Here is a 26,368-nt window from a genome sequence, read left to right as displayed (position 1 = left end):
ACATGTGGTGCCATCTATGCAAGAAACTTTCTGATACAATACTCTGCCCAACATGTGAGGAAGCCATTCGGAGGGCAGGGTATGATTTCCTGTTCACACATCGCTGTCCAGTCTGTGGACAACCGGTTCTTGATGCTACCTATGCCTGTCCATTCTGCAGCAAAGGAATACTCTCCTATGGCCCATACGGAAAAACTCTTGCCTCTTTGATCAGACACTTTAAATTCGGGGGAGAACGGTCGCTGACACCTCTCTTGTCTGGGTTATATATACCACTTCTGAAAAGGGTGACCTCTCCGATCATTATTCCCATACCTTGCTCAAGGGAAGGGTACAGGAGAAGGGGTTTTGACCAAAGTGAGGTTATTGCCTCCTATCTTGCTAGAAAGGAGGGTTATGCCTGTCTTTCTCTTTTCAACCGACATAAGGGAATGCAACACAAATATCTTTCAAAGGAGCAACGCCTGGGTGAACAAGGTATACAATTGACACATTCCAAGAAAAAACACCACCAATTTCTCCATTTTCTGTCAGCAGGGTATACCGCCATTCTCCTTGATGATGTCAAAACAACTGGAGCTACCTCACGAAGGGCAAGTGAACTGCTGGAGTCTCATTTTGGGTGCAAAGCAAAGATAATGGTACTTGCCGATGTCTAGGCAATATGCATCGTTGACAAAAATCCTCGTTATCGATAGTATTCTAGAAGGATTAGTTGTTTATTGGGGATCGCCAACCGGTGCATCCCTTTTTTATGAATTTTTTCAGGAGCAATATGATACAGAAAGGAATAGAAGAAACACCTTTGTTTCGTGAGTACGAACCTCTTCTGAGTGCAATGGGCATAACATTGGTGGACATCAATGAGATAGACCGCGGAAGCAGTGTCTTGGTTACCATCGTAATCATGGCAAAGGAAGAGGAAGTAAATGTCGACCACTGTGCGAAGGTATACCGATTGGTATATCCACGAATGGAACTGACATTGGGTGAGCGTGATCTGCAACTCGAGGTAACCACCCCAGGCCTTCAACGCACAATCAAGGATAGCTATGAGTTCAGCTTGTTTACCGGCAAGCGAGTACGGGTTTATGATATAAGCAAGACGGCATGGGTAAGTGGTATCATCAAAACATGTGATGACCATTCACTTACGCTTGACGAGGTATTTATTGAGGATGGAAAAGAGATGATCGCAACAATGGTTGTGGAGTTGGCTTCTATCCAGAAGGCTAAACTCGACTATAGATGGGAGGACAATTCACATGGCAACTGAAATTGGTGACGCTATCAGAAGTATGGTAGCGGAAAAGAATATTTCCGAGGAGCTGGTTATCAGCACCATCGAGGACATACTCCGTGCTGCGTACAAACGTAAATTCGGTACCGATGAGAATGCCGTCATAGAGTTCAATGAAGATTATACCAGCGTTGAGCTTGCAAGCAGACGCCAGATTGTCGATGATGACGAATGGTACAATGAGGTGACTGAGATTCCTCTCAGCGAAGCAAAAGAAATCCACGAGGATTGTGAGATTGGTGACGAGTTGCTCATTCCCGTCGACCTCAAGGAATTTGACCGTATCAGTGTACAGAGTGCAAAACAACGTGCCCATCAGAGCTTTCGAGATATCCAGAAGGATACGCTGTACAGTGAATTCAAGGCAAAAGAAGGTCAGTTGATCATCGGTTATTATAGGAGACAAGCTCCAAATGGTGACATCTATGTCGATATCGGAAGCACGGAAGGCCTTCTTCCCAGGAGATACCAATCCAGCAGGGAAAGCTACCAGAGCAATGACAAGATCAAATGCTATGTTGAGAGTGTAGAAAAAGCTGAGCGTGGAGTTCGGGTCATCCTTTCAAGGACAAGTAGTGAATTGATCCGCAAGCTCTTCGAGGTTGAAATACCGGAAATTGCTCAGAACCAGATTGATATAATCAAGATTGTTCGTGAAGCCGGATACCGCACAAAGGTGGCCGTTGCATCACGTAATGACGATATCGACCCTGTCGGTGCCTGTGTTGGGTTGAAGGGAAATCGAATCCAGACTATCATGAGTGAGATAGAGGGTGAGAAGATTGATATTCTTCGCTACGATCCCAACCCGATCAACTATATCCGCAATGCACTCTCCCCAGCGCAGGTGAAGGATGTAGTGGTTCTTGACAAGAATATCTATCATGCAGTCGCCATTGTTGAAGACAGCCAACTCTCATTGGCCATTGGTAAGCAGGGCTTGAATGTTCGTCTGGCCAACAAGTTGGTCGACTGGATGATTGATGTGAAGACCCAGGCGCAGTTTGATGAGATGGATATCGCCAAGGAAGCCCGATCAAAAGCTGAAAGCATCTTCCTTGATGAGCACGAGTACTATGGTGAGGAGCTTGTTGCCAAGGGTGATGAGGAAGTACTTGTTGGTCAGGAAGTGGAGGTTGTTTCTGATGAGAGCTTTGTTGATGAGGATGAGATTGCCCTCACTGAACTTCCTTTGGATGAGATGTTGCTGAAGAAACTCCATTTCCACGACGTGTATAGTGTTGAGGAGTTCATCAATCTCAGCGAAGAGGATCTCGCAAGCTTCAGTGATTTGAGCGAGGAAGAGATTATTGCAATCAAGGATACCATCAATGAGTACGTTGATATCGTTGAAGATGAAGAGGAAGCTGAGACTGAGTACGTCTGTCCCAATTGTGGTTCCCCCATCACAGAGGATATGAATGTGTGCCCCAACTGTGGTACAGGTCTGGTATTTGAGGTAGAGTAAATTATAGAGGAAATGATGTCGGAAGAGAATAACAAGCCAAAAGCAACGTTGATCAAACATGTTGTGAATCCTACGGAACACAACAAAGAGCAGAAGAGTCCCGCCATAGAACCTGAGTCCATGCCAAAGGCTCCCGCTGAAAAGCGGAGGGTGGTAGTGGTAAAGAAAAAGGTTGTCGTGGTGAAGCCTCAGGCTCGCAAGGAGGCTGAAAAGCCCGAGAAAGAGAAGCAGGAAGGCAAGAAGACCCCCAAGGATGAAGGCAGCAAGGAAGCAACTGAAAAGAAGAAGACAGCTTCTGATGGCCACACAAGCAGTGTGGTACGAAAGACCCATCGTCACAGCGGGACAGAGAACCTATCCGCTTCTCCCTTGCATAACGGTCCGGTCGTCATCAGACCAACCAATCTGCCACCGGTTCCCAACCAGGGATTGACGGTCAAGGATCATAAGAAGTTGCAGGATGAAAATCCTGGTGGCATCCCTTCCAAAGAGAGTCCGGTCCCCAGTTCAGGCCCACGTGTAGCCGGTATGGTTGGTGGACGTCCAGCTCCTGGGACCAGACCACCCTACCGCCCCAACAACAACAGGGGTGGATATCAGGGCCAGGACAATCGTGGCCCAGCTAGACCTGCTGGAGCAGGTGGGTATCAGGGCCAGGACAATCGTGGCCCAGCTAGACCTGCTGGAGCAGGTGGGTATCAGGGCCAGGACAATCGTGGCCCAGCTAGACCTGCTGGAGCAGGTGGGTATCAGGGCCAGGATAACCGTGGGCCAGCCAGACCTGGTGGATACAGGCCTAATACGAATGGTCCGGCAAGGGGTGGCGCCCCATTCCAACGCAGTGGTGGTTTCAGAGCACCTGGCGGTCCCCGTCCTCCCTTTGGTGGACCTCAAGGTGGCGGAGGAAATCGACCTCCCATGCAGGATCAGGATATGGCTCCTGTAAACCAGCGTACCAACAAGAAAAGCTTCAAAAAGAAGAATAACGCTACGTATAAGAAACGGAATGCTGAAGAAGAGAAGGAATTCCAGATTCAGAGACGCAAGCAACAGGCAGCAGCCAAACTTGCAGCAGTACCCAAGTCCATTGACATGATGGAGGTCATTACGGTAAGTGACCTTGCCAAGAAAATGAACTTGAAAGCTGGTGAGATCATAGCAAAGCTTCTCAAGATGGGTATGATGGTTACCATCAACCAACAAATTGATCACGAAACGGCTGAGATCATTTGTAGCGAATATAACTGTCAGGTAAATCTGGTCTCACTCTACGATGAAACCTTGATCGTAAGTGATCCTGACAAGGATGAGGACCTGATTGACCGTGCACCAATTGTGACGGTCATGGGACACGTTGACCATGGTAAGACCAAATTGCTTGATGCAATTCGTTCCACCAAGGTAGCCGAAGGTGAGTATGGTGGGATTACCCAGCACATCGGAGCCTACAAGGTCAATCTTCCTGGAAAGGGTGAGGTTGTCTTCCTCGATACTCCTGGACACGCCGCATTCTCCATGATGCGTGCCCGCGGAGCGCAGGTTACGGACATTGTCATCCTGGTGGTAGCCGCCAATGATGGAGTGATGCCACAAACCCGTGAAGCCATCGACCACGCTCGTGCCGCCAATGTTCCCATTATAGTCGCAATCAACAAGTGTGACCTGCCTGAGGCAAAGCCTGAGCGCGTCATGCAACAGCTCTCTGACCTTGGTCTGATGCCTGAGGCATGGGGTGGACAGACACTGTATTGTGAGATTTCTGCTCTGAAGAAGACCGGTATCGACGAATTGCTTGATACCATCCTCCTTGAAGCTGAAATGCTCGAGCTGAAAGTCAATGCAAATTGCAGGGCTGAAGGCAAGATCATTGAAAGCAGAATCGACCAGGGTAGGGGTATTGTTGCCTCCGTCTTGATCCAACGTGGTACACTGAGACAGGGGGATCACTATGTTGCCGGTATTTACCCAGGCCGTGTTAGAGCCATGTTTGATGACAAGGGGAACAAGATTGAGGTGGCTGGTCCTTCCACTCCTGTTGAGATCATCGGTCTCTCGGATATCCCGGGAGCAGGCGATCCGTTCCAAGTTACCGAAGATGAGAGACAGGCCCGTCAGGTTGGTAACAAACGACAGGAGCTTGAGAGAATCGGGGATAGCCGTAATGTGAAGAAGGTTACCCTGGACAACCTCTACACCAAGATCAAGGAAGGAGCCATCCAGGAGTTCAATGTCATCATCAAGGGTGATGTACAAGGATCTGTTGAAGCCTTGCAGGGTGCACTGCAGAAACTCTCCAATGATGAGATCCATCTCAATGTAATCCGTGCAAGTGCCGGTGCAATCATTGAAAGTGATGTTACCTTGGCCAGTGCATCTGATGCATTGATTATCGGGTTCAATGTACGCCCGACTCCAAGGGCCCAGGTCCTTGCTGACCAAGAGAAGATCGAGATCCGTAAATACAACATCATCTATGATGTGGTAGACGATATCAGGAGTGCTATGGAAGGCATGCTCAGTCCTGAGGTACGTGAGGTAGAGATTGGTACTGTTGAGGTCCGTGATACCTTTAAGGTACCCAGAATTGGAACGATTGCCGGATGTATGGTTACCAGTGGAAAGGTCAAGAGGAATGCCTATGCAAGGGTCTTCCGCGAAGATATCCAGCTCACTTCCGACAAAGTCAAGATTTCGAGCTTGAAGCGATTCAAGGATGATGCGAAGGAAGTCGCAGAAGGCTTTGAATGTGGTATTGGACTGGAAAATTTCAACGAGTTGCATGTTGGAGATATCCTTGAGATCATAGAGACCGAGGAAATCGCCCGCAAGTTGGTAGCAAAAAGTGAATAACAACCATGAGTGAATATAGCCAGAAGCGAATAGAAGCAAAACTCTCTGAGGCGATCAGCATGCTGATCGTCAAAGGGGAGGTGAAAAATCCCCTGGTCAGCACCCTTTGCTCGGTTAGCAAGGTGGAGCTCTCCCAGGACAATGCCTATGCGACCGTCTTCATCTCCTCTGTTCTTGATGACAAGAGCCTTGAGGAGAGTGTTGCCGGATTGCAGAAGGCAAGTGGATTCATTCAGAAACGTGTAGGGGCATTCCTGAAAACCCGGAATACTCCTGTATTGCGATTCAAGGCGGACATCTCTCTGAAAGAAGGACAAAAGATCAATGCCTTGATAGATTCATTGGTGGAAGATGGGAAAGAACGCTAGTATTCTCCTCATCAACAAGAAACGGGGACTGACAAGTTTTACGAGTCTCAACGATATCAAGCGTACCATAGACCCAAAAGTAGGGCATGCTGGTACGCTTGATAAGTTTGCAGAGGGACTCTTGATTGTGTTGACAGGCAGCATGACCAAACTGAACATCCTGTTTTCCCAGATGGACAAGCAGTATCGTGCGCACATCCAGTTTGGAAGTGAGACCGACACCCTCGACCCGGAAGGGGAGGTGATAGCAGAATCGGCTATTCCATCCTATGAAACGATTTTGCAAGCCATTCCCCTGTTTGTGGGAGAAGGTGAGCAGGAACCCCCTGCCTATAGTGCCTTGCATATCAATGGGAAACGGGCGAGTAAGCTAGTCAGGCAGGGCAAGCAGGTGACCATGCAAAAACGACCGATCACCATTTATGCATTTACCCCAATCAGCTATGAGGCTGGTGTCCTTGTTGCAGATATCCATGTATCAAAAGGCACCTATATCCGAAGTATTGCCAGGGATTTGGGAAAAGTGTGTGGGAGCAGGGCTCACCTCACCGCATTGACACGAACAAGCATTGGGCCGTTTTCCCTTGATGAAGCGGTTGATGCAAAACAAACAGAAGACCTTGTATCCTCCATGCAGTATACTGATGCATATCTGAAAAGACTGGATACCATCAGTATATTTGAAATACCTGATTCAGAATTGTTTCGTGTCGCCAATGGGGGGTATCCCCATAGGATGACATGTATCAGGGAGGGTAGGGATGCAGTCTTTGGTGCCTTGTACAGCAAGGATGGTATCCTACGGGCCGTATCAAATATCGAAGAAAATCGTCTGATTGCCCAGATACACCCGTTTTCAGGGGGGAAACAGTATGAAACGGTATGATTTCATGCATCTTTCAGCACATCCGGTCCTCTGGCAGGTACCCATGGTCATCTCCATCGGTGTATTCGATGGACTTCACCGGGGCCACTTGACCATTCTGGACCGTATGATCACTCTAGCCAAGGAAAATGAGTGGGAGAGTATGGTGATTACCTTCGACAAGAATCCCAAGATGGCAACGAAAAGCCAACCATACCATTCCAAGCTCACCACTGAAGGCCAAATGCAGGAAATCCTTGCCAATCTTGGTGTTAACCATATGGTAGTCATTGACTTTTCTGCTGATTTCAGTAAACTCACAGCTGAGGAGTTCCTAACTTTGGTTTGTGCTTTTTGCCAAGTCAAGGCGATGGTTGTCGGAGAAGATTTCCGCTGCGGTGCCCCGGCGTCAAGTGCCGGATCTGTTCAGCTGCAGGAATATCTGAACCGATTGTCACCAGGGGCATTTGTAGAAGTCCCACCTTTTGTCCAGACCGACAAAAATGAGATTATTTCAAGTACCTTGGTGCGTAAAAAACTTCTTGAGGGCGCTTTGGAAGAAGTCCAAAGTATGCTCGGCAGACCGTATGAGTTGGATTTGGTGGCTCACTCCTCCAAGTTTTCTGAAGACGGGCTGCTGTACCGTACGGCTTCCTTCATGCAATTGCTGCCGATGGCTGGCGTGTATGATGCCTACCTTACACTTTCGGATGATACGAAGGTTCCCGTGAAAACAATCATAGGGGATGAAGACCTTCTGATTATTCCAAAAGGGGTAATGTGGGATAGGAAACTGTTACGTACAAAAAGACTTAGCTTGATTGCTAAGGGGAGTAGTTCATGATCTCGAAAGAACAGAAACAAGAAATCATCACAAAGTATGGTGGTGATGCGAAGAACACTGGGTCAACCCAGGCACAGATTGCTTTGTTGACCGCCAGAATCAACGACCTGCAAATTCACTTCAAGGCAAATCCCAAGGACCATGCCGGAACAAGGGGGTTGTTGCAGATGGTCGGACAACGCAGGCGTCTTCTGAAGTATCTGCGCAACAACGACATCGACGCTTACCGTGCACTGATCGCAGACCTCGGTCTGAGAAAATAACGGTGGTGCTTTCACGGTAATTTTGTGTGAATGGCTCCGATGGCTTTTCAGGCTGTTGGAGCTATTTATATGATATAGTAAAGAAGAACAAAAAGAACGAAGAAAGGAAAAAGTAACATGGAAGTCAAGAAAGTATCTGTACGGATTGGTAATTCCGATCTGGTTTTCGAAACCGGGAAAATTGCCAAACAAGCCAATGGCTCCGTTTATGCCCATTATGAAGGGAGTGCTGTTATCGCTACGGTCTGCTGTGGCAAACAACCCAATGAAGGCCTTGATTATGTACCACTCAGTGTTGAGTATAATGAAAAATATTATGCTGCAGGAAAGATTCCCGGTGGATTCCTTAAGAGGGAAGCCCGCCCCAAGGACAAGGAAATTCTTGTCAGTCGCTTGATCGACCGTCCGATGCGCCCCTTGTTCAACAAGGCCTTCGGTAGGGAAATCCAGATCATCCCCACTGCAGTCTCTTCCGACATGACCAATACCCCAGATATCATTGCCATGAATGCAGCAAGTGCTGCAGTTACCATCAGTGATATCCCATTTGGCGGCCCTATCGCTGCTGTACGCATTTCACTTCTTGATGGCAAGTATATTGTCAATCCTACCTTCAGCGAAATTGAAAAGAGCGAACTCGATATTGTAGTTGCTGGTACCCGTGATGGGATTACCATGGTTGAAGGTGGTGCAAAAGAGGTGAGTGAAGAAGTGATGCTTGAGGCAATCGCAACTGCCCAGCCTTTCATCACCAAACTCTGTGATGCACAGCTTGAACTGCGTGAACTTGCAGGAAAAGAGAAACTTCCCATCATCGAAAGCACAGTTGACCTTTCCTGGCTTGACCCTGTGAAAGAATTTGCATATCCCCTGATCAAGGCAGCATCCTTCGTCAAGGGCAAAATGGAGCGCTATGCTGCCCTTGCTGCGGTGCATGAACAGGTGAAGGAAAAGTTTGCCGAGCTGATTGCCGAGGATGAGAACCGCCCAGGCCAGCTTGGGGGGCTTTTCGAAGACCTTGAATATGAAATTCTCCGCGCCTCCATCCTCAACGAAGGTGTTCGTACTGATGGTAGAAAGGTAGATGAAATCAGACCGATCACCTGTGAGGTTGGACTCTTGTCCAGAACCCATGGTTCAGCGCTCTTCACCCGTGGCGAGACCCAGGCCTTGGCAGTCACCACGCTTGGTACCTCCAGTGATGAGCAGATGTTCGATACCATTGATGGTGAGAAATCCTTCAGTTCATTCATGCTGCATTACAACTTCCCTCCCTACAGCGTTGGTGAGACCGGAAGACTTTCCACCGGCAGAAGAGAGATTGGGCATGGTCACCTTGCCCAGAGAGCTCTGGAGGCTATCATCCCATCCAAGGATGTATTTCCCTACACCATCCGTATTGTCAGTGAGATCATGGAGTCCAACGGCTCCTCATCCATGGCTTCGGTGTGTGGCGGTTGTCTTTCATTGATGGATGCTGGTGTACCTATAAAGACCCCGGTGGCCGGTATCGCCATGGGATTGATCACCGAAGGTGCTGATTACTCCAAGTATGTGGTACTCAGTGACATTCTCGGTGAAGAGGACCACCTTGGCGATATGGACTTCAAGGTAACTGGATCCCGTGAAGGTATCACCGCTTTCCAGATGGATATCAAGATTGCCGGTGTTACCCCTGAGATCATGAAGAAGGCGCTTGAGCAGGCCAAGAAGGGAAGAATCCATATCCTGAACATCATGGAAGATACCCTGAAGGCTCCTCGTGAGGAGATCAATGAGTATGCTCCCAAGATCCTGACCATGAAGGTTGACCTTGAGAAGATCGGAGCTGTCATCGGAACCGGTGGTAAGACAATCAAGGCAATTGCAAGCCAGAGTGGTGCAGAAGTTAATATTGCTGATGACGGGACCATTACCATCTTCGGTAGAAATGCTGCTGCGGCTAAGTTGGCCAAGGAATTGGTACAGTCCATCGTTGAGGAACCTGAAGTAGGAAGAATCTACCAGGGAACCGTAAAGAGAATCATGGACTTTGGTGCCTTTATCGAGATCCTGCCAGGCAAGGAAGGACTTTGCCACATCTCCAAGCTTGCCAAGACTCGTGTCCAGAACGTCGAAGATGTACTCACTGTTGGTCAGTCCGTACCAGTGAAACTCATTGAGATCGATCGTCAGGGGCGGTTGAACCTGAGTTACATCGATGCAATCGAAGGCAAAGCCAAATAACATGGAAAGCCGTTCGATTCCGGTAAAGGTCAAGAAACTCAAAGAGCATGCTCTCCTTCCCGTATATGGGACGGAGAGAAGTGCTGGTGCTGATCTTTCAGCCTGCCTGGAGGAGGATTTACTTCTGATGGCAGGTTCCTATGCAAAGATTCCCACCGGATTGAGTATTCAGGTTCCTCCTGGATATGAGGCACAGGTCAGGCCAAGAAGCGGGCTTGCTGCCAAACATGGGATCACTGTTCTCAACAGCCCTGGTACCATAGATAGTGATTATCGTGGAGAGGTGGCCGTCCTCTTGGTCAACCATGGGGAGAAGGACGTGGTCATCCATACAGGAGACCGTATCGCACAGATGGTTATCGCACGGTGTGAACAAGCCTCCTTTTTGCCGACTATGGAGCTTGATGCTACAGAAAGGGGAAGCGGGGGTTTTGGTTCAACGGGAGTATAACGTTGAAGCAAGGTGCACGATTCAGCTTAGTATATCGCCACATAGGAAGGGAGTACCTCCTTTCCTTTATTGTGGCGTTCTTTTTTTTCTTTTTCATCTTTTTCATCAACCAGATTCTTCTCATTGCCCAACGGATACTTCTCAAGCAGGTGGATTATTTCTCTGTCTTCCAATTGGTGATGCTCTCAATCCCACAGTTTTTGCTCTACACATTCCCGTTCTCCAGCCTCACGGCTTCAAGCATGGTTATCGGGGACCTCTCTGGAAACAACGAGATCCTTGCAATCCGCAGTAGTGGGATATCATTGAAACATGTGTTTCTTCCCATCATCCTCATCTCCCTGATCTTTTCATTCATGACATTCCTTACCGCAGACAAGGCGCTCCCTTGGAGTACCAAGAAGTATCGTGAACTCTACAGCGATCTCATGAGAGAGCTCCCTACCTTGGAACTTGCCAGCAACTCCACCAATACGATAGGCAACACGGTATTGGTCAACAAGGAAGTAGTGGGAAACACCGTATATGATATCGTTTTGTTTGAGACCTCCAATGACCGCACCGGCCAGATTCTCAGTGCCCCATCGGCGGAGGTAACGCTCTATGATCTGAATGCCTTCATCTACCAACTTGAAATGGACAATCCCTTGATGCTCAGAAATGATGTGGAGGGAGGATGGGCTCTTTCCAAGGCGGACAGTGCAAGGTTCTTTCTCAATTTCTCAGGACAGATAGCCAGTCTTGCATCAGCCCTTCCTTCTCAGTTGTCAGTAAGGGAACTACAGGAAAACATCGCCATTCATCGCTCTGCCCTTGAAGAGGAAACAGTTCGACATGAAGAAAAGCTGCAAAAAGCAAGGTTATTTCTTGCCTCACTTACACAACAAGAAACGGCTTCTCCTGAGAGGATTGAGGAGGCTGAACAGGAGGTGAAGGAGCTTGAGGATAAAACCCCCATAAATTTCTACTACCAGTACTACAGGGCGGAACTCCATAAGAAGTTTGCACTCAGTGCTGCTTGCTTCATGTTGGTTTTTCTCACCTTTTCGCTCTCGTTCTTCAAGGTAAAGCATGGCAGGCTTATTGGATTTGGCATGTCAATGCTGGTAGCGGTACTCTACTGGTATCTCCTTTTCTTCTCACAAATGCAGATTTTCAAGTTCCCCATAAACCCAGGATTCCTGATCTGGATACCCAACGTATTGATGTTCTTCACCGGCATCCTGATCATGCTGTTTGCGAGGCGTCTATGAAGCTGCATGACCGCTACGTTGCCCGTTCAGTCACTATGGTAGCAACTCTCACCTTGGTGTTATGTACCCTTATGCTGCTCAGTGTTGACTTATTCAGCAATCTTGATGGGTATCTTACGAATGAGGTAGAGCCATTTACCATCCTTACATTGACGTTACTATATACCCCCCAGGCTGTACTCTTCGCACTCGGTCCATCCCTTTTGTTCTCAGCCACCTATTTCCTTTCACAATTACAAGCCAATAATGAATATATCTGTTTGCTGGGAAGCGGGTTGAGTTATCGCAGGATCATCACCCCCATTCTCGTACTTGGGATTCTTTTCAGCCTTCTGGAATTTGGTTTTGGAGAGTATGTCTTCATACCAGCGCAGAGGACTCGTGAGATGAAACAGGACGAACTGTTTGGATTACGCAGTACCTATGACAATAGGAATATTACCCTGCGTGACCCAGATGGCAATTATGTAGTGCATGCAAGACAGTATAGTGATGAGCAGAAACGACTGGCCCAGGTACTCTTGGTCCTGCTTGATGATGAAGGGGCAATGAAGGCAAGGGTTGACGCAGCCTGGGCCTTTTGGGAAGAAGAAAGAGAAACGTGGAGGATGGAGCGGGTCAGATTCCAAAAGATTGATGGGGATGGCTTGGTTGTTGATTCAAGTGAAGTAGAGGAATTGAGACTTGATGAGTTCACGCTTGCCCCTTCCTATTTCAGGAACCTGAGCAATGACATCACCACCATGGAGCTTGCAACAGCGGTTGATTACCTGAGACGCATGCACGTGCTCGATCCATCCCGATATCCTGAACTAGCCACTGATCTCACCAAGCGTTTGCTTGAGCACCTCAATCCACTTGTCCTGTTGTTCATTGCCTGCACCATCAGTTATCGGTACAAGAAGAACGTACTGCTTTTCAGCATCATTACCAGCCTCTCCATTGCCGTGATATACTTCGTGGTACAGATGGTTACCATCATCATGGCAAAACAGGGAGTTATCGCTCCCATTTGGGGTATGGCAATCCCAATGATTGTGATAGTATGCATAGCACTGGCAGAAAGAGCTGTATTACGTTAGGGGATTTGTATGGCAATATTTCGAACTATCCATCAGGATACCACCAGCAATGCTCGCCTGGGTATCCTTTCACTTGGCCACGGAGAAGTGGAGACACCGGTATTCATGCCTGTAGGCACCAAGGGAACAGTGAAAGCAATGTTCCACGAGGATGTCAAGAAAATCGGATACAAGCTTATCCTTGGCAACACCTACCACCTCTATCTCAAACCAGGGCTTGAGGTGCTTTCCCAGTTTGGCGGACTGCATGATTTCTCTCACTGGGATGGAAATTTGCTCACCGATAGTGGCGGTTTCCAGGTATTCAGCCTTTCAGGGCTCAGGAAAATTGGAGACAAGGGCGTGACCTTCCAAAGTCATATAGATGGTTCAAGACATATTTTCACACCAGAGAATGTAGTGGATATACAGAAAGTCATCGGCAGCGACATTGCCATGTGCCTTGATGTATGCACTCCACCTGATATCAACCATCGAGCGGCCACTGAGGCGATGAATATCACCCATGCTTGGGCTAAACGAGCCATTGAACATCGCCAGAAGCTGGGAGAGGAGTTCAAGGGAAACCTATTCGGCATAGTCCAGGGCAACTTCTATGAGGACCTGCGAAAGCAGAGTGCCGAATTCTTCAATGCGATGGATTTCCCTGGGATTGCCATCGGTGGGCTCTCGGTAGGTGAGAGTAGAGAACAGTTCTCCCACTATCTTGGTTATACTGCTGAATTGATAACCAAGGAGAAACCAAGGTACGTCATGGGTATCGGCAGTCCAGACTATATCCTGGAAGCAGTGGAAAACGGTATTGATATGTTCGATTGCGTCCTTGCAACCCGTATGGCACGGAATGGTGGCATATTTACCGATGACGGTGTCATTACACTCAAGAAGGCAATCCATAAATTCGATCATGGCCCACTTGAAGAGGGTTGTACCTGCAGGGCTTGTACACAGTATAGCAGAGCGTACATGCATCATCTTATCAAGACCGGCGAGATGCTTGGAGGCATGCTGGCCACCGAACACAACCTGACCTACTTCTACCGACTGATGGAACGTGTCCGCCAGGCTATCAGGGAAAATCGATTTGCTTCCTTTAAAAGGGAATACCTTGCAAGATTCTACGCAAAGTAGCAAGACAGCCAAAAGCAGTTTTGCAATCATGCTCTGCACGATTGCAAGCAGGCTGCTCGGGATTGTGAAAGCTCGTGTACTCTCCTCGGTCTTCGGAGCGAGTGGGGTGGCCGATGTGATCAACTTCACATTCAACATCCCCAACAATTTCCGAAAACTCTTTGCTGAAGGGGCCGTCAACTCAGCTCTCATTCCTGCTTTCTCCAGCCTACTTGGATTAGGGAAGAAGCGGAGCTCTCTTCATCTCTTCAGCTTGCTTTGCACCTACCAGACAATGCTTCTAATACCCTTGGTATTGCTCTCCTATTTCTTTGGTGAAGAGTTCCTTTCCCTTATCAGTGACTTTGACAGTGCCCAGGTTGCCTTGGGCGCAAAACTGCTACCTTTCTTCATGGTCTATCTGGCAGCCATCAGCATGGCGGCAATTTTCAATGGTGTATTGCAATCTCATCACAACTTCCTCCATGCATATCTTTCCCCGTTGCTTTTCTCGTTATCAGTAATTTTCGGGGTACAGTATCTCACCCCTTACCTTGGTGCAATGAGTATGGCCTGGGCTACTCTGGTTGGAGGACTGCTGCAAGGTTCCTACTCCTACCTTATGCTCAGACGCTATGGCTATCGGCTGAAACCAGCAATAAGGAAGGCAGATACACCGCTGAAACCTGTCATTGGGGCATGGTCCTTGGTTGTGCTCGGAATGGGGATGCAGGTTCTCACGCAGTTGGTGACCTATCACTTTGCATCCACCTTGAGCGAAGGGAGTGTAACAGCCTTCGCAAATGCAACAATCTTTTACCAGACGCCTTACGGGGTCTTTTTCAACGCAATCAGTGCCGTTAGCCTGCCCTTGCTCAGTCGCTCCTATGCACTTGGCCACATGCAGGAGATGCAAAAACATACCCGGGTAAGTATTGTGCAACTAACCAGTCTCCTGCTTCCCAGTGGAATTATTCTTTTCTTCCTTAGCCAGGAGAGTGTCAGTGTGGTACTGCAGACCGGCAATTACACGCTTGCTGATGCCCAACTGACCGCATTGGCTCTTCGCCCCTTCCTGTTGTTCATGGTAACCACCAGTTGGTATGCAATGCTGCTTCGTCTCGGATATAGTGCAAACCGCTATGCCATGATGACCAAGATCACCTTTCTCCAGAACATGGTGGACATCATTCTCATGTGGGTCTTCATCTCGCTCGGGTGGGGGATCATATCGCTTGCTCTTGCCAATGGGATAAGCTATGCAGTGCTCCTGGGATTCTTGTCATTCAAACTGAAAGATCTCTACAATCCGATAAAAGATACACAACTGAGACGAGGTTTGCTGCGTACTGTAGCCGCAAATATACCGATTCTCGGCTACTGCTTGCTTTATGCGTCATTCAGCATGACTTGGTACCAGAGTGGGTCCAACCTGAGAAACTTCTTGATACTCTCCCTGGTAGCCCTTGGATCGCTTGTGGTATGGATCCTCTCCTATGCTTTGATGAAGGTGGAACTACTCTCGCTCTTCCGTTCCAAGAAGCAAGGCAACAACCTGTAAGGCAACCACCTCATCAAGCTTTACCACCATTCGGTCGTAGGTAACCAATCCATTGAGTTCCTGCTGTACATCAGTCAATTGGGTATAGACGGAAGCCGCGAGCCCTTTTTGTCTGGCAGGATATACGTCTTCCTCGTAGAGCCTGAAGAAGGCATCATTGAATGCTATACGATCATGCAGATGCTTATATCCAAAGGGCTTTTCTCCTTCATCATCATTCCCTTCAACCCAATACATAAATTCTGAGAGAATTATTGCTCTGCCGAGTTTGTCGGTTTGTGGCTATATCGTTTGAAATATACATGGCGGGAAGAGAAATCACCAATGCCCTGGTCATACCAGCCGCTGGTACAATCAATAGGCCTCGTTGAATCGAGGGCTTTAACGAGGGAGTACATTTCTTTCGCATCGAATTGTCCCCAACCTTCATTGAAGATGACCCACATGGCAATACTGACACAGTTATGGAGCGTTTCTATCATCTGTGTAAGCCCAGTGGCAAACATCTCTCGGTACACCCTGCATCCTGGCTGCCCAGCAGTCGATAGTGATGGTACCATCTTTGCATGCTTACGAACCAGATTGAAGCCCAACTTCTTCACCATGACCAGGTCATCAATGATTGCCTGGTCACTTGGGGCTGTATAGAGGCTTTGAGGCCAGTATCCTTGATCCAGGATTCCGTGTTGGTAATACGGTTTCCCGTTGAGCAACAACCTTCCATCCTGCACCTAAAAGCTCCGCAATCCACCATAACTTGTTACGATATCATTGACCATCTATACGGTGATGGGGTAGAGATATGGGTCTTCAGGACTCCAGGGATGCACCTTAGCCACATGGCAACAATGACGTTGGTTACTCCATTCCCTTGCACTGTTTAAGCCCATCCAAGTATGAGATGGTCACCTCATACACCACCCCGTCATCGGGGACAACTTGGGCGTACAAGCAGTGGTGAGCAAGCTCAGGGGTGATGATGAGGTTCTTTATATGGAACCGGTGAACTTCCTCAATCCAGACAGTCTGGTGAATGCCACTCTGCCCCTGATAGAATATTCCCGTTGCTTTGTATGCCTGTTTGCCTCTGATGATCGGCTCACTATCAACAGCCTTTACCAACAAGTCGTTCTCTTCCTTCAGTACATCGGTGATATCGAAAGAGCTGATGCGATCCAACCTCTATACCATTCAGGAAGACAATACATGAATGACCTACAGCCTCAAATTGCAGCAGGAGGCGTGAATCGGGTGAGAGATGGTACCAAAGTCTTAGATTTGGGGTGATCGCAGTTTGCAACCCACTGAGTTTTGTCTACGGTGAGAAGGGTACAAGAATGCTAAGAGGGAAATATTGTGGTCTCGTCTCTTCGTTGCTTATTGCAAAATCCCACCAACCATTGAGGTTAACGCAGGAACCTCGGACCATCTGGGGCCGTGGGTATCCTTCCTAGACAGTATGTACATTGACGGTGTACCTTTCCTGCATGTACCCATACTACCACAGAGAAAAAAAGCCCTCAGCAATCATCTTGCCGGGGGCTTGGTATTTCTAGAAGTCAACGACTGAAATTGATTTGACCGTAAAGTCATAATTCTGATCGTTGAGGGTGAAGGTAAACCGCTCCCCAACCTCATGATTGAGCAAGGCCCTTCCAAATGGGGCGAGAAGATTGATGATATTCTCATTGGGATTGGATTCCCACGGTCCCATGATGGTGAACACCACCTCTTCAGCATGGATATTGTCCATCATAACCACCTTGGTACCAAACCCAATCTTGGAGGAGTCTACCTTGTCCTTGGTAATGACCGTAGCACGATCGACCTCTTCGGCAAGTCTGCGCAACGTATTGTTCAGGAGGCTCTGTTTCTCCTTACCATACTTGTATTCGCTGTTCTCTCTTAGATCTCCCAACTCCCTGGCTTCCCCAATTTCCTTGGCAACCTCGGGCAGTTCCACATGCTGGATGTGTTCGATCTCCTTCTTCTTGGCAGCAAGACTGCTTGGAGTACAAAACAGACCTGTGGGAAAAACGCTCTGCTTGTTGATCGGTTCCACTTCATCAAAAAACTTGAATGAGGGGAACTGCTCACTGATTGCATGCTTGATCTCAATTTTCTTTCCACCGGGAAGATTGAATACATTTGCCACAAGGCTGTAAATCTTCTGCGCTCTCTCTTCGTTGCCTTCTGCCACAAAATTCAGGACTGCACGTTCATCAAAGAGGAAACCCATAAGCGTCTTTGCATTCTTGCGGTTTTCCTGTACATCCTTCCTGTTGTCGATACATCGGTTGGTGAAATCGAGCAATTGCAACTCAGTGTAGAGCAGTTGCTCAGTGGTAATGCCCGCTTTCTCCCAATATTTTTTCTCACCGTTCTTGAGCAGGTAGATCAGGGTATTTCCCTTTTCCTTGAAGTTTTCCACCGCATCGCGGTAAATGCCTGCAAGGGCACTGTACTTTTTCTTCTGCTTGTAGATATCGGGGATGTATCCAGTGAGATAGGAGTCAAACAGAACTGCAAGAATTTTCTCCCAGCCAGGAATTTCCTCAACCACATGGTCGATGAAGGCTTTTTTTAGCTCGGGATCCTTGATTGCAGCAAAGGTAGCCTCAACATTATCACAGCGCTCATAGAGCATTGTGAAGGTCAGTGCATCCGGATAGCTGATAAAGTTCATGTGCTGATGTTTCACCAACTCCTCGAGCAGCAAGTAACAACTGAACGTAATGTCATTCGATACCACAATCGGCTTGAAGGCACCATTTTCCTCGAAGAAAAGGTCACTGAAGTACCTCACCATCTCAAAGAAGAAGTCACTCTCGACGTCCCCCTTTGCAGCAATAAAATCCTTCAGGCTCTTGATCTTGTCATAGAAATTCTTCTCATTCCTGAAAACCTGGAGCTGTTTCTCTTCATAGCTTACAGGGGTGGAGCGGAGAAGGTATGTATCCACATCATTGCTGGAAAGGTCGAAGAGTGGGTTGGTCATCAACTCCTTCTTGGCCTGATTGAGCCAAGGAGTCCACTCCTTGACATCAAGGATGGAGGGAACCAGTTCACTCTTCATCTCTTTCAGGTTGATTCTTCCCTCATTGCTGGCCATCAAGGTCTTCAGTGTCCAAGGAATATCCTCCTGCACTTTCTTGCTGAGTTTCTCTCTAGGCAATGCGCTCTTGAGCACCCAGATATGACTCTTAGGAAGTGCCTGCAAGCTCTTGAAAGCCATGGAGGTGGACATCCTGCTGCCTTCCTTGCTTGACTGTCCAGCGAAATCCACGATGACATCATTTTCATCAATTGACCGGATCCTGCCGATTCGGTTTGTACTGTTCTGGAAGACGAATGTACCCTTGTCGAACGCAATATTTGTTTCGAAATCCTCGATACTATGGAGAATGTCTCGATTGATATTGCTTGTCAACGCACTGGATTCAAGACAGCTCTTGAGCCTGGAATGGGTCTTGTATTTCGTCTTGTAACTCTTGATCAGGTTTTCCCTGGCAAAAGTGTCCTCGCGGTCAAGGGCAAGCATCTGTTTCTGGCACTCAATCTGATGGTCGATGTCAGCCTTGCTCGCATTCTCAAGATCGCGCAACAACGCTATTGCAGTACTCTTGCTCACAGCAGACACCTGATTTGCAACAGAAATGAAGTAACCGAAGTTGTCCCCTTCCAATTCAAGAAGGGCAGTGAACATTGCTCTTACTGAGGAGACATCCTTTCTCTTGATAAGTCTGTGGATGCCCTTTTTATAAAAGGAGATGGCTTTATCTATGTTTCCCTTCTGCTTTGCATGTACGGCAAGTTGGCGGACGATCTCGACTTCCTCGTAATCCACCTTAACCAACCGTTCCCAAAGCTGGAATTTCTCTTCTTCCTTTCCCATCTGCTCATATGAGTCGGCAAGCAAGCGAAGCGCATGCTTGTTCTCATTGCGGCTGAGAATTTTCTGTGAGAGATATTCAACGATATTCCATTTCTTTGCTTCCATGAACATCTCAATGAGACTGAGCAGCTGCAGATAATCATCCGCTGCTCTGCGTTCCAATTGGATGGACCCACTGACGTACATGGCAATGATACTGTTTCGCTCCTTCTCATTGAGGTGCGTGTCGCACAAGCTCTTTGCTTCTGTCTTCTGTTCCTCGTCCATCTCCATGATGTTCTTGTCCAGTTCCTGGAAGCTGCTTGTTGTATAGGTAGTTACGGTGCTTCTTGTCCATTGTTCTTCTTTCAGCAAGTTCTCAATCTCTTGGAATCCCATGGTTTCCTCCAAACATATTTGTCCAATTCTAAGACGTAAATAAAACCGGGCAGACCGGGACATAGCCTGCTCGGGTTTTTCATTCATAGTTGCTTTTCAATAGCAATATAGCACGATTTGGAAAAACTAGCAATCGATTTAAAGAAAGTGCATAAAACATATTAACAGATATATAGTATTTCCTGGAAGCAATCGTTGCAAAACCTCTCTCTACCTGTTATAAATGGAGTATGGAAACAGCTTCACTAAGAATTGCACCAAGCATGTTGTCTGCTGACTTCTCGCGCACCGCTGAGGAAGTACAGAGTATCAACGAGAGCAAGGCAGATTGGGTACATCTGGATGTCATGGACGGTATGTTCGTCCCGAACATCACCTTCGGTCCCAAGTTTATCCAAGATCTCAGACCTCACTCAGACCTGGTCTTTGATGTACACCTTATGATTGATAAACCTGAGCGGTATATTTCACTGTTCATTGAGAGTGGAAGTGACTATATCACGGTACATGGGGAAGCATCACTGCATCTTCATCGTACCTTGCAGATGATAAAGGCTGGTGGCTGCAAGGCTGGGGTATCGCTCATTCCTTCCACACCGGTTAGCATGATTGAACCTATCCTTGATATGGTCGATTTGATACTCGTCATGACAGTGAATCCTGGCTTTGGTGGTCAGAGTCTCATCCCTTCCACACTACAGAAGATTGAACGGCTTGCTGAACTGAGGGAACAACATGGACATGATTACCTTATCAGTGTAGATGGGGGAGTGAATCTGGACACAGTAGGTCAGATTGCACAGCGAAAAGCAGATGTAGCTGTATGTGGAAGCGCCTTCTTTGGGGCTCCCGACAGGGCTGCCTTCATACAGGCTATGAAGGAACGAGCACAGGCATGAAGGCGGTCATCCAACGTGTCCAGGATGCAAGTGTTTCCGTTGAGGGAACTATCACGGGTAAGATCGACCATGGCCTTCTTGTCTATCTGGGCATAGGACACGACGATACAGAAGCTCAACTTGCATGGTTATGCGAAAAAATCGTGAAGCTACGTGTTTTTGCCGATGAGCAGGGCAAAATGAACAAGAGTCTTTCTGACGTACAGGGGTCCATACTGGTCGTCAGCCAGTTCACATTGCTGGCAAATCTACGCAAGGGAAACCGCCCATCCTACAATGATGCTGCACCACCACAAAAAGCTGAGGCTTTGTATGAACAATCCCTCAAGTTGTTTGCTCAGTTGGGGTTTCCTGTCTCTTCAGGTGAGTTTGGAGCACATATGAAGGTGTCCTATACCAATGACGGTCCGGTCACCCTCCTGCTTGAAGCAGATTAAAGAATTTTGGACTTATAGTATAAGGTTACAGAGTATTCGAGGAGCATATCATGGCAAAGAACAGTAAAGATACGACATTCCCCACTGACCAGAATCAGAAACGGGACGCATTGGAAGCAGCAAGAGTCCAAATTGACAAGCAATTTGGAAAAGGATCCTTGATGAGGCTCGGTGACAACAAGGAAAACCGAAACATTGAAAGCATCTCTTCCGGGTCCTTGCTTCTTGATGAAGCGCTTGGTATCGGAGGATACCCAAAGGGCAGGGTCATTGAGATCTACGGTCCTGAAAGCAGTGGCAAAACCACACTTGCACTTCATGCTATTGCAGAGAGCCAGAAAGCTGGGGGAATTGCCGCATTCATTGATGCCGAGCATGCCATGGATCCAAGTTATGCAAAGAAACTGGGTGTGAACATTGAAGAACTCTGGATCAGCCAACCGGACAGTGGAGAACAGGCCCTGGAGATTGTAGAGTCCCTGGTACGGAGTGGGGCAGTGGATATCATTGTCGTGGACTCTGTTGCTGCCCTTACCCCACAAGCAGAGATCGATGGCGATATGGGTGACAGCCACATGGGTCTCCAGGCACGACTGATGAGCCAAGCGCTGCGCAAGCTAACCGGTCTGCTTTCCAAGAGCCACACCACCATCATCTTCATCAACCAGATTCGTATGAAGATTGGCATCATGTTCGGCAATCCCGAGACAACCACTGGAGGGAATGCCCTGAAGTTCTACTCCTCTGTCCGCCTTGAGGTTCGCAAGATTGAATCCATCAGCAAAAGTGCCGATGATATCATTGGAAACCGGGTACGGATAAAGATAGTGAAGAACAAGGTTTCACCTCCCTTCAAGAAAGTTGAACTGGATCTCCTTTTCGGTGAAGGCATCAGCTACATTGCAAGCATCCTTGATGCAGCGCTCAAGTATGACATGCTGGAGAAAAGTGGTTCCTGGTACTCCTATAACGGGGAGAAGATCGGACAGGGAAGAGAGCGGACACTGGATTTCCTCAAGGACAACCCGGATATCGCCAATGACCTTGACAATCGCCTCAGGGCAAAGATGTTCCCCAAAGCGGATGCTGTTGAGGCAGCGGAAATGGCTCCAGAAGGCGAGTAATTCCCAACAAGGACTGCTGGACACGGAGGTGGAACAATCCACCTCTGTGTTGTCAATACAGCATGTGTTCGGTATACTCGCGGTGAGAGGGGACCACGGTGCAAGAACAAACAGTACAAGAAGAACAAGTGCCGAATGGGACAACTTTCCATACTCCCACCTTCGAAGGTCCCTTGGACTTGTTGCTGTTCCTCATTCAAAAATCAGAAGTCAATATCTACGACATCCCCATCTCCCTTATCACTGAACAGTTCTTGGGATATCTCAAGGAAGAAAAGGTGACTGAGCTTGGTGACCTGACGCAATTTTACAAGATGGCTGCAGACCTGCTGTATATCAAGAGCAGGATGTTGCTCCCTGTTGAACTGGAATTCGATGAAGAGTACCAAGATCCCAGACAAGAACTGGTGGACCGTCTGCTGGAGTACCAGAAGTTCAGGAAATATACTGAGTTGCTTACAGGCACCAATACCAGTACCGAATTGTTCATTACCCGGAAAAGCAGCCAATTTCGTCTTCCATTCGGAGATGAGGATCTGTTTGGCGATGTATCATTGCAGGATTTGCTCAATACGTTTTCACGGCTTATGACCACCATTACTCCGAACAAGGTGTTCAACGTCTACGAATCGGTAACAGTCAATGAAAAAATTGCCTTGATGCAGGAATTGTTTGAGATACAAGATTATATCACCCTGGAACAACTTATTGTCCATGATGACCAACTGCTCCATATTATCTGTAGTTTCATGGCGATTCTTGATGCCTGTAAACTCAGGATGATCACCCTCGTTCAGAGTGAACCGTTTGGTCCAATTCTCATCCGTAAGGTCGATGAGGCTTTTGAACAGGATTTTGAACACATGTACGATGATGATTTCGAGGAAATTGAGGAGGAAATCATCACTGCTCCAATCTCGGAAAGAGAAGAGGAGAGGTTTTTTGAGGAAGATGCAGATAATCTACGCACAACTACTGACGATGGTCGCGTTTTTCTGTATGATGATGAGAGTGAGGATGAGCAGATCATTCTCGACGGTGAGTGATAGGAGCGTCAGTGGTGGATAGGAAGAGGCAAGCGGACAAGGCTGGAATTCAGCAAAGCCCCCTCTTGAGTACCGAGGCCCGGTTGGTCGAAGTCATTCTCTTTTTGGAGAACGAACCGGTTAGTTTGGAACGATTGGGCAAGATGACCTCCCTCTCGGAGGAAACAACAAGAAATGCCATCACAGAACTGCAGGAACATTACCGTGAATACCTGCATGGACTGGACCTTGCTGAGAGCCAAGGTGCTTTCCAATTTTTACCTTCCTCTGATCTGCACGATAAGCTTCGTACCTGTTACGGCAAACGTGTCGACAGACGCCTCAGCCGTGCAGCCTTGGAAACACTGTCCATTGTGGCATACAGCCAACCGATTACCCGTAGGGAGATAGACAACATCCGTGGGGTCAGCAGTGACACCATCATCCGTTTGTTGCGAGACCGTGAATACATCAAGGTGATTGGAAGGAAGGATGTCCCAGGGCATCCCTGCCTCTACGGCACCTCGAGGAAATTCCTTTTCGAATTCAACCTGGCAAGTATCAGTGCACTCCCCAAGCTCTCCGATATCGACCGACTGCGATTTGAAGCAGAACCAACACAGGAGAAAGACGAAGCATGAAATTATCATATCCGCTTAGATTACAGGTCTATTTGGCAAAGAGTGGTTGCGGGTCCCGCAGATCCTGCGAAACACTGATCACCAGTGGGCGGGTAACCGTGAATACGAAACGGGTAACAGAACTGGGAACCAAGGTAGATGAAGAAGATGTGGTCATGGTTGATGACCAGTTGGTGGAACCAAGTGAGAAAACCTACTACTACGCATTGCACAAGCCCAAGGGGTTCGTTTGCACGAACTGGGATCCAAACGAGAAAAACTACGCACGTGATCTGATTGATATCCCAGACAAGAATCTTCTCTTCCATATTGGTCGACTCGACAAGGATTCCAGTGGCTTGATTCTCTTCACCAACGATGGGGATGTAGCACAGAAAATCATGCATCCCTCCGAAGAGATTGAGAAGGAGTACCTGGTAAGCTGTACTACTGGCGTACGCAGGGAAGACCTGGAGGAGGCCCGTAAGGGAGTCCTCATAGATATGCCGCAGCCTTATACAATCAAACGTTTTGAGATCATCAGCAAGAAATGGGTACGGATCATCCTAACCGAGGGGAAGAACCGGGAAATCAGAAAGATTCTCAGCCACTATGGGTATGAGGTGAAGCAACTTGTCAGGATGAGGATTGGTTGTATTGAACTGGGGGACCTCAAGCCGGGTCAGTACCGGACTGTCACTTCTTCCGAGATCAAGGCACTCCTGAGTGGAGAAAATGATATTCTAAGAAAGAGTTCAGGGAGAGGATGGTAATGGTCGTAGCCATAGACGGACCGGCTGGTGTTGGGAAAAGCTCCATTGCCCAGATGATTGCAAAGACTTGCAATTTCCACTATCTCAATTCCGGCTCATTCTACAGGGCCTACACCTACCTGCATGTACAGGAGGGGAAGGACCCGATGGATTACCCAGCAGTTTTGGAAACTGCAAAGCACTATGTACTCTCTATTGATGATAATCGTATCTGTGTCAATGGCAATGATATTGAGGATAAGCTTCATACCCCTGAGGTTGATGCAGTAGTTGCGCAAGTATCAACGTACCCTCCGCTTAGAAGCTATGTGAATGAACAGCTGAGAAGGATTGCAAAGGATATGGATGTTGTCATTGAGGGGAGAGATATTACGACCGTGGTCTTCCCAGATGCCGACTTAAAATGTTACTTTGATGCAAAGGCTGAGGTTCGTGCGGAACGTCGGCTCAAACAGCATCCGGACGGACAAGATTACGAGACTGTGTTGCGACAAATCAAGATGCGTGACGAAATTGATAAGGGCAAGGAAGTTGGTGCACTTCGTGTTGCAGAGGATGCCTTGTACATAGACACCTCATACTTGACTATAGGACAAGTTTGTGAGAGAGTGTTATCTGCTATTTTTACGCTCAAGGGCGATGTAAATAGGTAAATTTAGGATCAGGAGAAATCAAGTGGCTGAAGAACAAGAAATGGAAGAAAAGAAGACCAGAATGCAGGATTTGCTGCAGGAGGAGTATCTTAAATCTCTTGATGGAATCGAAGACGGTCAGCTCGTGGCCGGTACTGTTGTCCAGGTAAACAACGAGTATGTATTCGTGGATGTCGGTTACAAGAGCGAGGGTAGAATCTCTCGTGACGAATTTGCATCGATTCCTGAAGTAGGTGATGAGGTAAAAGTCGTCATTATCACCAAGGAAGGGAAGGGCGGTCAGATCGTCGTTTCCAAGAAGCGTGCCGATTTCAAAGAACGTACAGATGAACTGAAGACTGCTTCAGAAAGCAGATCTCCCGTTTTGGGCAAGTTTGAAAAGGTAATCAAGGGTGGCTTTGAGGTTGACCTCGGAGGCGAATACAAGGGTTTCTGTCCCCTCTCAAAGGCTGATGTCCAGAGAGTTGAGGATCCCGAGACCATGATCGGTATCACTGATTACTTCATCATTGACAAGTTCCACGGTGGTACGAAGCTTAAGAGCGTCGTGAACAGACGTGAGTATCTTGACCAGAAAATCAAAGAGAATAAAGAGAAATTCTTCTCCACCGTCCAGATCGGCGATGTGGTTGAAGGTGTGGTGAAGTCATTCACCTCCTTTGGTGCATTCATCGACCTTGGTGGATTCGATGGACTTTTGCATATCAATGACATGAGCTGGGGCCATGTCACCCGTCCGAAGGACTTCGTGAAGAAGGGACAGGTGGTGCAACTCAGGCTCATTAACATCGACCCGGAGACCCAGAAGATCAACCTGAGCTTGAAACACATGCAGGAAGATCCTTGGACCACCTTTGAGCAGAAATACAATGTCGGTGACACCATCAAGGCTCCGGTAACCAAGATTACCACCTTTGGTGCAT

General features: G+C 47.8%; 26 protein-coding genes. 22 read left to right on the top strand and 4 right to left on the bottom strand.

The annotated features are described in order from the left end of the window. Positions 1-2 precede the first annotated feature (2 nt). From AB7S66_RS01060 to murJ, 14 genes are all read left to right on the top strand, one after another. On the top strand, positions 3-659 hold the full coding sequence (locus AB7S66_RS01060; protein ID WP_428517528.1) for a ComF family protein: 657 nt from the start codon (positions 3-5) through the stop codon (positions 657-659). Positions 660-775: 116 nt separating this feature from the next. Beyond that, a complete protein-coding gene (locus tag AB7S66_RS01055) occupies positions 776-1,276 on the top strand; it encodes a ribosome assembly cofactor RimP (protein ID WP_428517527.1) in 501 nt (166 codons plus the stop codon). Then, positions 1,266-2,768 carry a transcription termination factor NusA gene (nusA, locus tag AB7S66_RS01050; RefSeq protein WP_428517526.1) on the top strand — a complete coding sequence of 501 codons (1,503 nt, stop codon included), beginning with the start codon at positions 1,266-1,268 and terminating at the stop codon, positions 2,766-2,768. The genes AB7S66_RS01055 and nusA overlap by 11 nt, the downstream gene beginning before the upstream one ends. A 15-nt stretch (positions 2,769-2,783) precedes the next feature. Beyond that, entirely contained in the window at positions 2,784-5,618 is a 2,835-nt protein-coding gene (infB, locus tag AB7S66_RS01045; protein WP_428517525.1) for a translation initiation factor IF-2, read from the top strand. A 5-nt stretch (positions 5,619-5,623) separates the two neighbouring features. Next, positions 5,624-5,986 carry a 30S ribosome-binding factor RbfA gene (gene rbfA / locus AB7S66_RS01040; RefSeq protein WP_198892388.1) on the top strand — a complete coding sequence of 121 codons (363 nt, stop codon included), beginning with the start codon at positions 5,624-5,626 and terminating at the stop codon, positions 5,984-5,986. Beyond that, positions 5,970-6,872 (top strand): tRNA pseudouridine(55) synthase TruB, encoded by a 903-nt coding sequence (truB, locus tag AB7S66_RS01035; RefSeq protein WP_428517524.1) that lies wholly within the window; start codon positions 5,970-5,972, stop codon positions 6,870-6,872. The genes rbfA and truB overlap by 17 nt, the downstream gene beginning before the upstream one ends. Then, complete coding sequence (locus AB7S66_RS01030) at positions 6,859-7,695, top strand: FAD synthetase (protein WP_428517523.1); 837 nt, start codon at positions 6,859-6,861, stop codon at positions 7,693-7,695. The genes truB and AB7S66_RS01030 overlap by 14 nt, the downstream gene beginning before the upstream one ends. Beyond that, positions 7,692-7,958, top strand: a complete 267-nt coding sequence (rpsO, locus tag AB7S66_RS01025) for a 30S ribosomal protein S15 (protein WP_428517522.1) — start codon at positions 7,692-7,694, stop codon at positions 7,956-7,958. The genes AB7S66_RS01030 and rpsO overlap by 4 nt, the downstream gene beginning before the upstream one ends. A gap of 117 nt (positions 7,959-8,075) precedes the next feature. After that, on the top strand, positions 8,076-10,184 hold the full coding sequence (gene pnp, locus AB7S66_RS01020) for a polyribonucleotide nucleotidyltransferase (RefSeq protein ID WP_428517521.1): 2,109 nt from the start codon (positions 8,076-8,078) through the stop codon (positions 10,182-10,184). Position 10,185: 1 nt separating this feature from the next. Beyond that, the gene (gene dut, locus AB7S66_RS01015; RefSeq protein WP_428517545.1) at positions 10,186-10,635 is read left to right on the top strand and encodes a dUTP diphosphatase; all 450 of its coding nucleotides are present in this window, start codon (positions 10,186-10,188) and stop codon (positions 10,633-10,635) included. A 2-nt stretch (positions 10,636-10,637) separates the two neighbouring features. After that, complete coding sequence (locus tag AB7S66_RS01010; RefSeq protein ID WP_428517520.1) at positions 10,638-11,888, top strand: LptF/LptG family permease; 1,251 nt, start codon at positions 10,638-10,640, stop codon at positions 11,886-11,888. Beyond that, the gene (locus AB7S66_RS01005) at positions 11,885-12,970 is read left to right on the top strand and encodes an LptF/LptG family permease (protein ID WP_428517519.1); all 1,086 of its coding nucleotides are present in this window, start codon (positions 11,885-11,887) and stop codon (positions 12,968-12,970) included. Before AB7S66_RS01010 ends, AB7S66_RS01005 begins: the two co-directional genes overlap by 4 nt. 9 nt (positions 12,971-12,979) lie before the next feature. After that, a complete protein-coding gene (gene tgt / locus AB7S66_RS01000; RefSeq protein WP_428517518.1) occupies positions 12,980-14,101 on the top strand; it encodes a tRNA guanosine(34) transglycosylase Tgt in 1,122 nt (373 codons plus the stop codon). Then, positions 14,079-15,641 carry a murein biosynthesis integral membrane protein MurJ gene (gene murJ / locus AB7S66_RS00995; RefSeq protein ID WP_428517517.1) on the top strand — a complete coding sequence of 521 codons (1,563 nt, stop codon included), beginning with the start codon at positions 14,079-14,081 and terminating at the stop codon, positions 15,639-15,641. The genes tgt and murJ overlap by 23 nt, the downstream gene beginning before the upstream one ends. Here the strand turns inward: murJ and AB7S66_RS00990 are convergent. The 4 genes from AB7S66_RS00990 to greA form a co-directional block, all read right to left on the bottom strand. Next, positions 15,597-15,878 (bottom strand): hypothetical protein, encoded by a 282-nt coding sequence (locus tag AB7S66_RS00990; protein ID WP_428517516.1) that lies wholly within the window; start codon positions 15,876-15,878, stop codon positions 15,597-15,599. The genes murJ and AB7S66_RS00990 overlap by 45 nt on opposite strands. A 14-nt stretch (positions 15,879-15,892) precedes the next feature. Continuing rightward, positions 15,893-16,372 (bottom strand): glycoside hydrolase family 2 TIM barrel-domain containing protein, encoded by a 480-nt coding sequence (locus tag AB7S66_RS00985; protein ID WP_428517515.1) that lies wholly within the window; start codon positions 16,370-16,372, stop codon positions 15,893-15,895. Positions 16,373-16,499: 127 nt separating this feature from the next. Further along, positions 16,500-16,820, bottom strand: a complete 321-nt coding sequence (locus AB7S66_RS00980) for a hypothetical protein (RefSeq protein ID WP_428517514.1) — start codon at positions 16,818-16,820, stop codon at positions 16,500-16,502. A gap of 373 nt (positions 16,821-17,193) precedes the next feature. After that, entirely contained in the window at positions 17,194-19,914 is a 2,721-nt protein-coding gene (gene greA, locus AB7S66_RS00975; protein WP_428517513.1) for a transcription elongation factor GreA, read from the bottom strand. Between the two features lie 230 nt (positions 19,915-20,144). Here greA and rpe point away from each other — a divergent pair, with 230 nt between their 5' ends. The 8 genes from rpe to AB7S66_RS00935 all read left to right on the top strand — a co-directional run. Beyond that, entirely contained in the window at positions 20,145-20,813 is a 669-nt protein-coding gene (gene rpe, locus AB7S66_RS00970; protein WP_428517512.1) for a ribulose-phosphate 3-epimerase, read from the top strand. Beyond that, entirely contained in the window at positions 20,810-21,250 is a 441-nt protein-coding gene (gene dtd, locus AB7S66_RS00965; protein ID WP_428517511.1) for a D-aminoacyl-tRNA deacylase, read from the top strand. Before rpe ends, dtd begins: the two co-directional genes overlap by 4 nt. A 50-nt stretch (positions 21,251-21,300) precedes the next feature. Then, a complete protein-coding gene (recA, locus tag AB7S66_RS00960; RefSeq protein WP_428517510.1) occupies positions 21,301-22,374 on the top strand; it encodes a recombinase RecA in 1,074 nt (357 codons plus the stop codon). A gap of 98 nt (positions 22,375-22,472) precedes the next feature. After that, positions 22,473-23,420: a segregation and condensation protein A gene (locus tag AB7S66_RS00955; protein WP_428517509.1), complete on the top strand. Its 948-nt coding sequence runs from the start codon at positions 22,473-22,475 to the stop codon at positions 23,418-23,420. A 14-nt stretch (positions 23,421-23,434) separates the two neighbouring features. Beyond that, positions 23,435-24,040, top strand: a complete 606-nt coding sequence (gene scpB, locus AB7S66_RS00950) for an SMC-Scp complex subunit ScpB (protein WP_428517508.1) — start codon at positions 23,435-23,437, stop codon at positions 24,038-24,040. After that, on the top strand, positions 24,037-24,792 hold the full coding sequence (locus tag AB7S66_RS00945) for a pseudouridine synthase (protein WP_428517507.1): 756 nt from the start codon (positions 24,037-24,039) through the stop codon (positions 24,790-24,792). The genes scpB and AB7S66_RS00945 overlap by 4 nt, the downstream gene beginning before the upstream one ends. Continuing rightward, positions 24,792-25,445, top strand: a complete 654-nt coding sequence (gene cmk, locus AB7S66_RS00940) for a (d)CMP kinase (RefSeq protein ID WP_428517506.1) — start codon at positions 24,792-24,794, stop codon at positions 25,443-25,445. Before AB7S66_RS00945 ends, cmk begins: the two co-directional genes overlap by 1 nt. A 22-nt stretch (positions 25,446-25,467) precedes the next feature. Continuing rightward, the coding region (locus AB7S66_RS00935; protein WP_428517505.1) for a 30S ribosomal protein S1 at positions 25,468-26,368 on the top strand (901 nt) is incomplete at its 3' end.

This window comes from Sphaerochaeta sp., assembly GCF_050178175.1.
Lineage (GTDB): Bacteria > Spirochaetota > Spirochaetia > Sphaerochaetales > Sphaerochaetaceae > Sphaerochaeta.
The sequence above is the reverse complement of the archived record's forward strand: the minus strand, read 5'-3'. Positions and strand labels throughout refer to the sequence as shown.

Excerpts from the sequence above, each read along its gene's own strand:
- AB7S66_RS01030 (WP_428517523.1), top strand. The coding sequence starts at position 6,859 with ATGAAACGGTATGATTTCATGCATCTTTCAGCACATCCGGTCCTCTGG.
- pnp (WP_428517521.1), top strand. The coding sequence starts at position 8,076 with ATGGAAGTCAAGAAAGTATCTGTACGGATTGGTAATTCCGATCTGGTT.
- infB (WP_428517525.1), top strand. The coding sequence starts at position 2,784 with ATGTCGGAAGAGAATAACAAGCCAAAAGCAACGTTGATCAAACATGTT.
- AB7S66_RS01055 (WP_428517527.1), top strand. The coding sequence starts at position 776 with ATGATACAGAAAGGAATAGAAGAAACACCTTTGTTTCGTGAGTACGAA.
- truB (WP_428517524.1), top strand. The coding sequence starts at position 5,970 with ATGGGAAAGAACGCTAGTATTCTCCTCATCAACAAGAAACGGGGACTG.
- AB7S66_RS01060 (WP_428517528.1), top strand. The coding sequence starts at position 3 with ATGTGGTGCCATCTATGCAAGAAACTTTCTGATACAATACTCTGCCCA.
- dtd (WP_428517511.1), top strand. The coding sequence starts at position 20,810 with ATGAAGGCGGTCATCCAACGTGTCCAGGATGCAAGTGTTTCCGTTGAG.
- rbfA (WP_198892388.1), top strand. The coding sequence starts at position 5,624 with ATGAGTGAATATAGCCAGAAGCGAATAGAAGCAAAACTCTCTGAGGCG.
- tgt (WP_428517518.1), top strand. The coding sequence starts at position 12,980 with ATGGCAATATTTCGAACTATCCATCAGGATACCACCAGCAATGCTCGC.
- greA (WP_428517513.1), bottom strand. The coding sequence starts at position 19,914 with ATGGGATTCCAAGAGATTGAGAACTTGCTGAAAGAAGAACAATGGACA.
- recA (WP_428517510.1), top strand. The coding sequence starts at position 21,301 with ATGGCAAAGAACAGTAAAGATACGACATTCCCCACTGACCAGAATCAG.
- AB7S66_RS01005 (WP_428517519.1), top strand. The coding sequence starts at position 11,885 with ATGAAGCTGCATGACCGCTACGTTGCCCGTTCAGTCACTATGGTAGCA.
- nusA (WP_428517526.1), top strand. The coding sequence starts at position 1,266 with ATGGCAACTGAAATTGGTGACGCTATCAGAAGTATGGTAGCGGAAAAG.
- rpe (WP_428517512.1), top strand. The coding sequence starts at position 20,145 with ATGGAAACAGCTTCACTAAGAATTGCACCAAGCATGTTGTCTGCTGAC.
- rpsO (WP_428517522.1), top strand. The coding sequence starts at position 7,692 with ATGATCTCGAAAGAACAGAAACAAGAAATCATCACAAAGTATGGTGGT.
- AB7S66_RS00945 (WP_428517507.1), top strand. The coding sequence starts at position 24,037 with ATGAAATTATCATATCCGCTTAGATTACAGGTCTATTTGGCAAAGAGT.
- dut (WP_428517545.1), top strand. The coding sequence starts at position 10,186 with ATGGAAAGCCGTTCGATTCCGGTAAAGGTCAAGAAACTCAAAGAGCAT.
- AB7S66_RS00990 (WP_428517516.1), bottom strand. The coding sequence starts at position 15,878 with ATGTATTGGGTTGAAGGGAATGATGATGAAGGAGAAAAGCCCTTTGGA.
- cmk (WP_428517506.1), top strand. The coding sequence starts at position 24,792 with ATGGTCGTAGCCATAGACGGACCGGCTGGTGTTGGGAAAAGCTCCATT.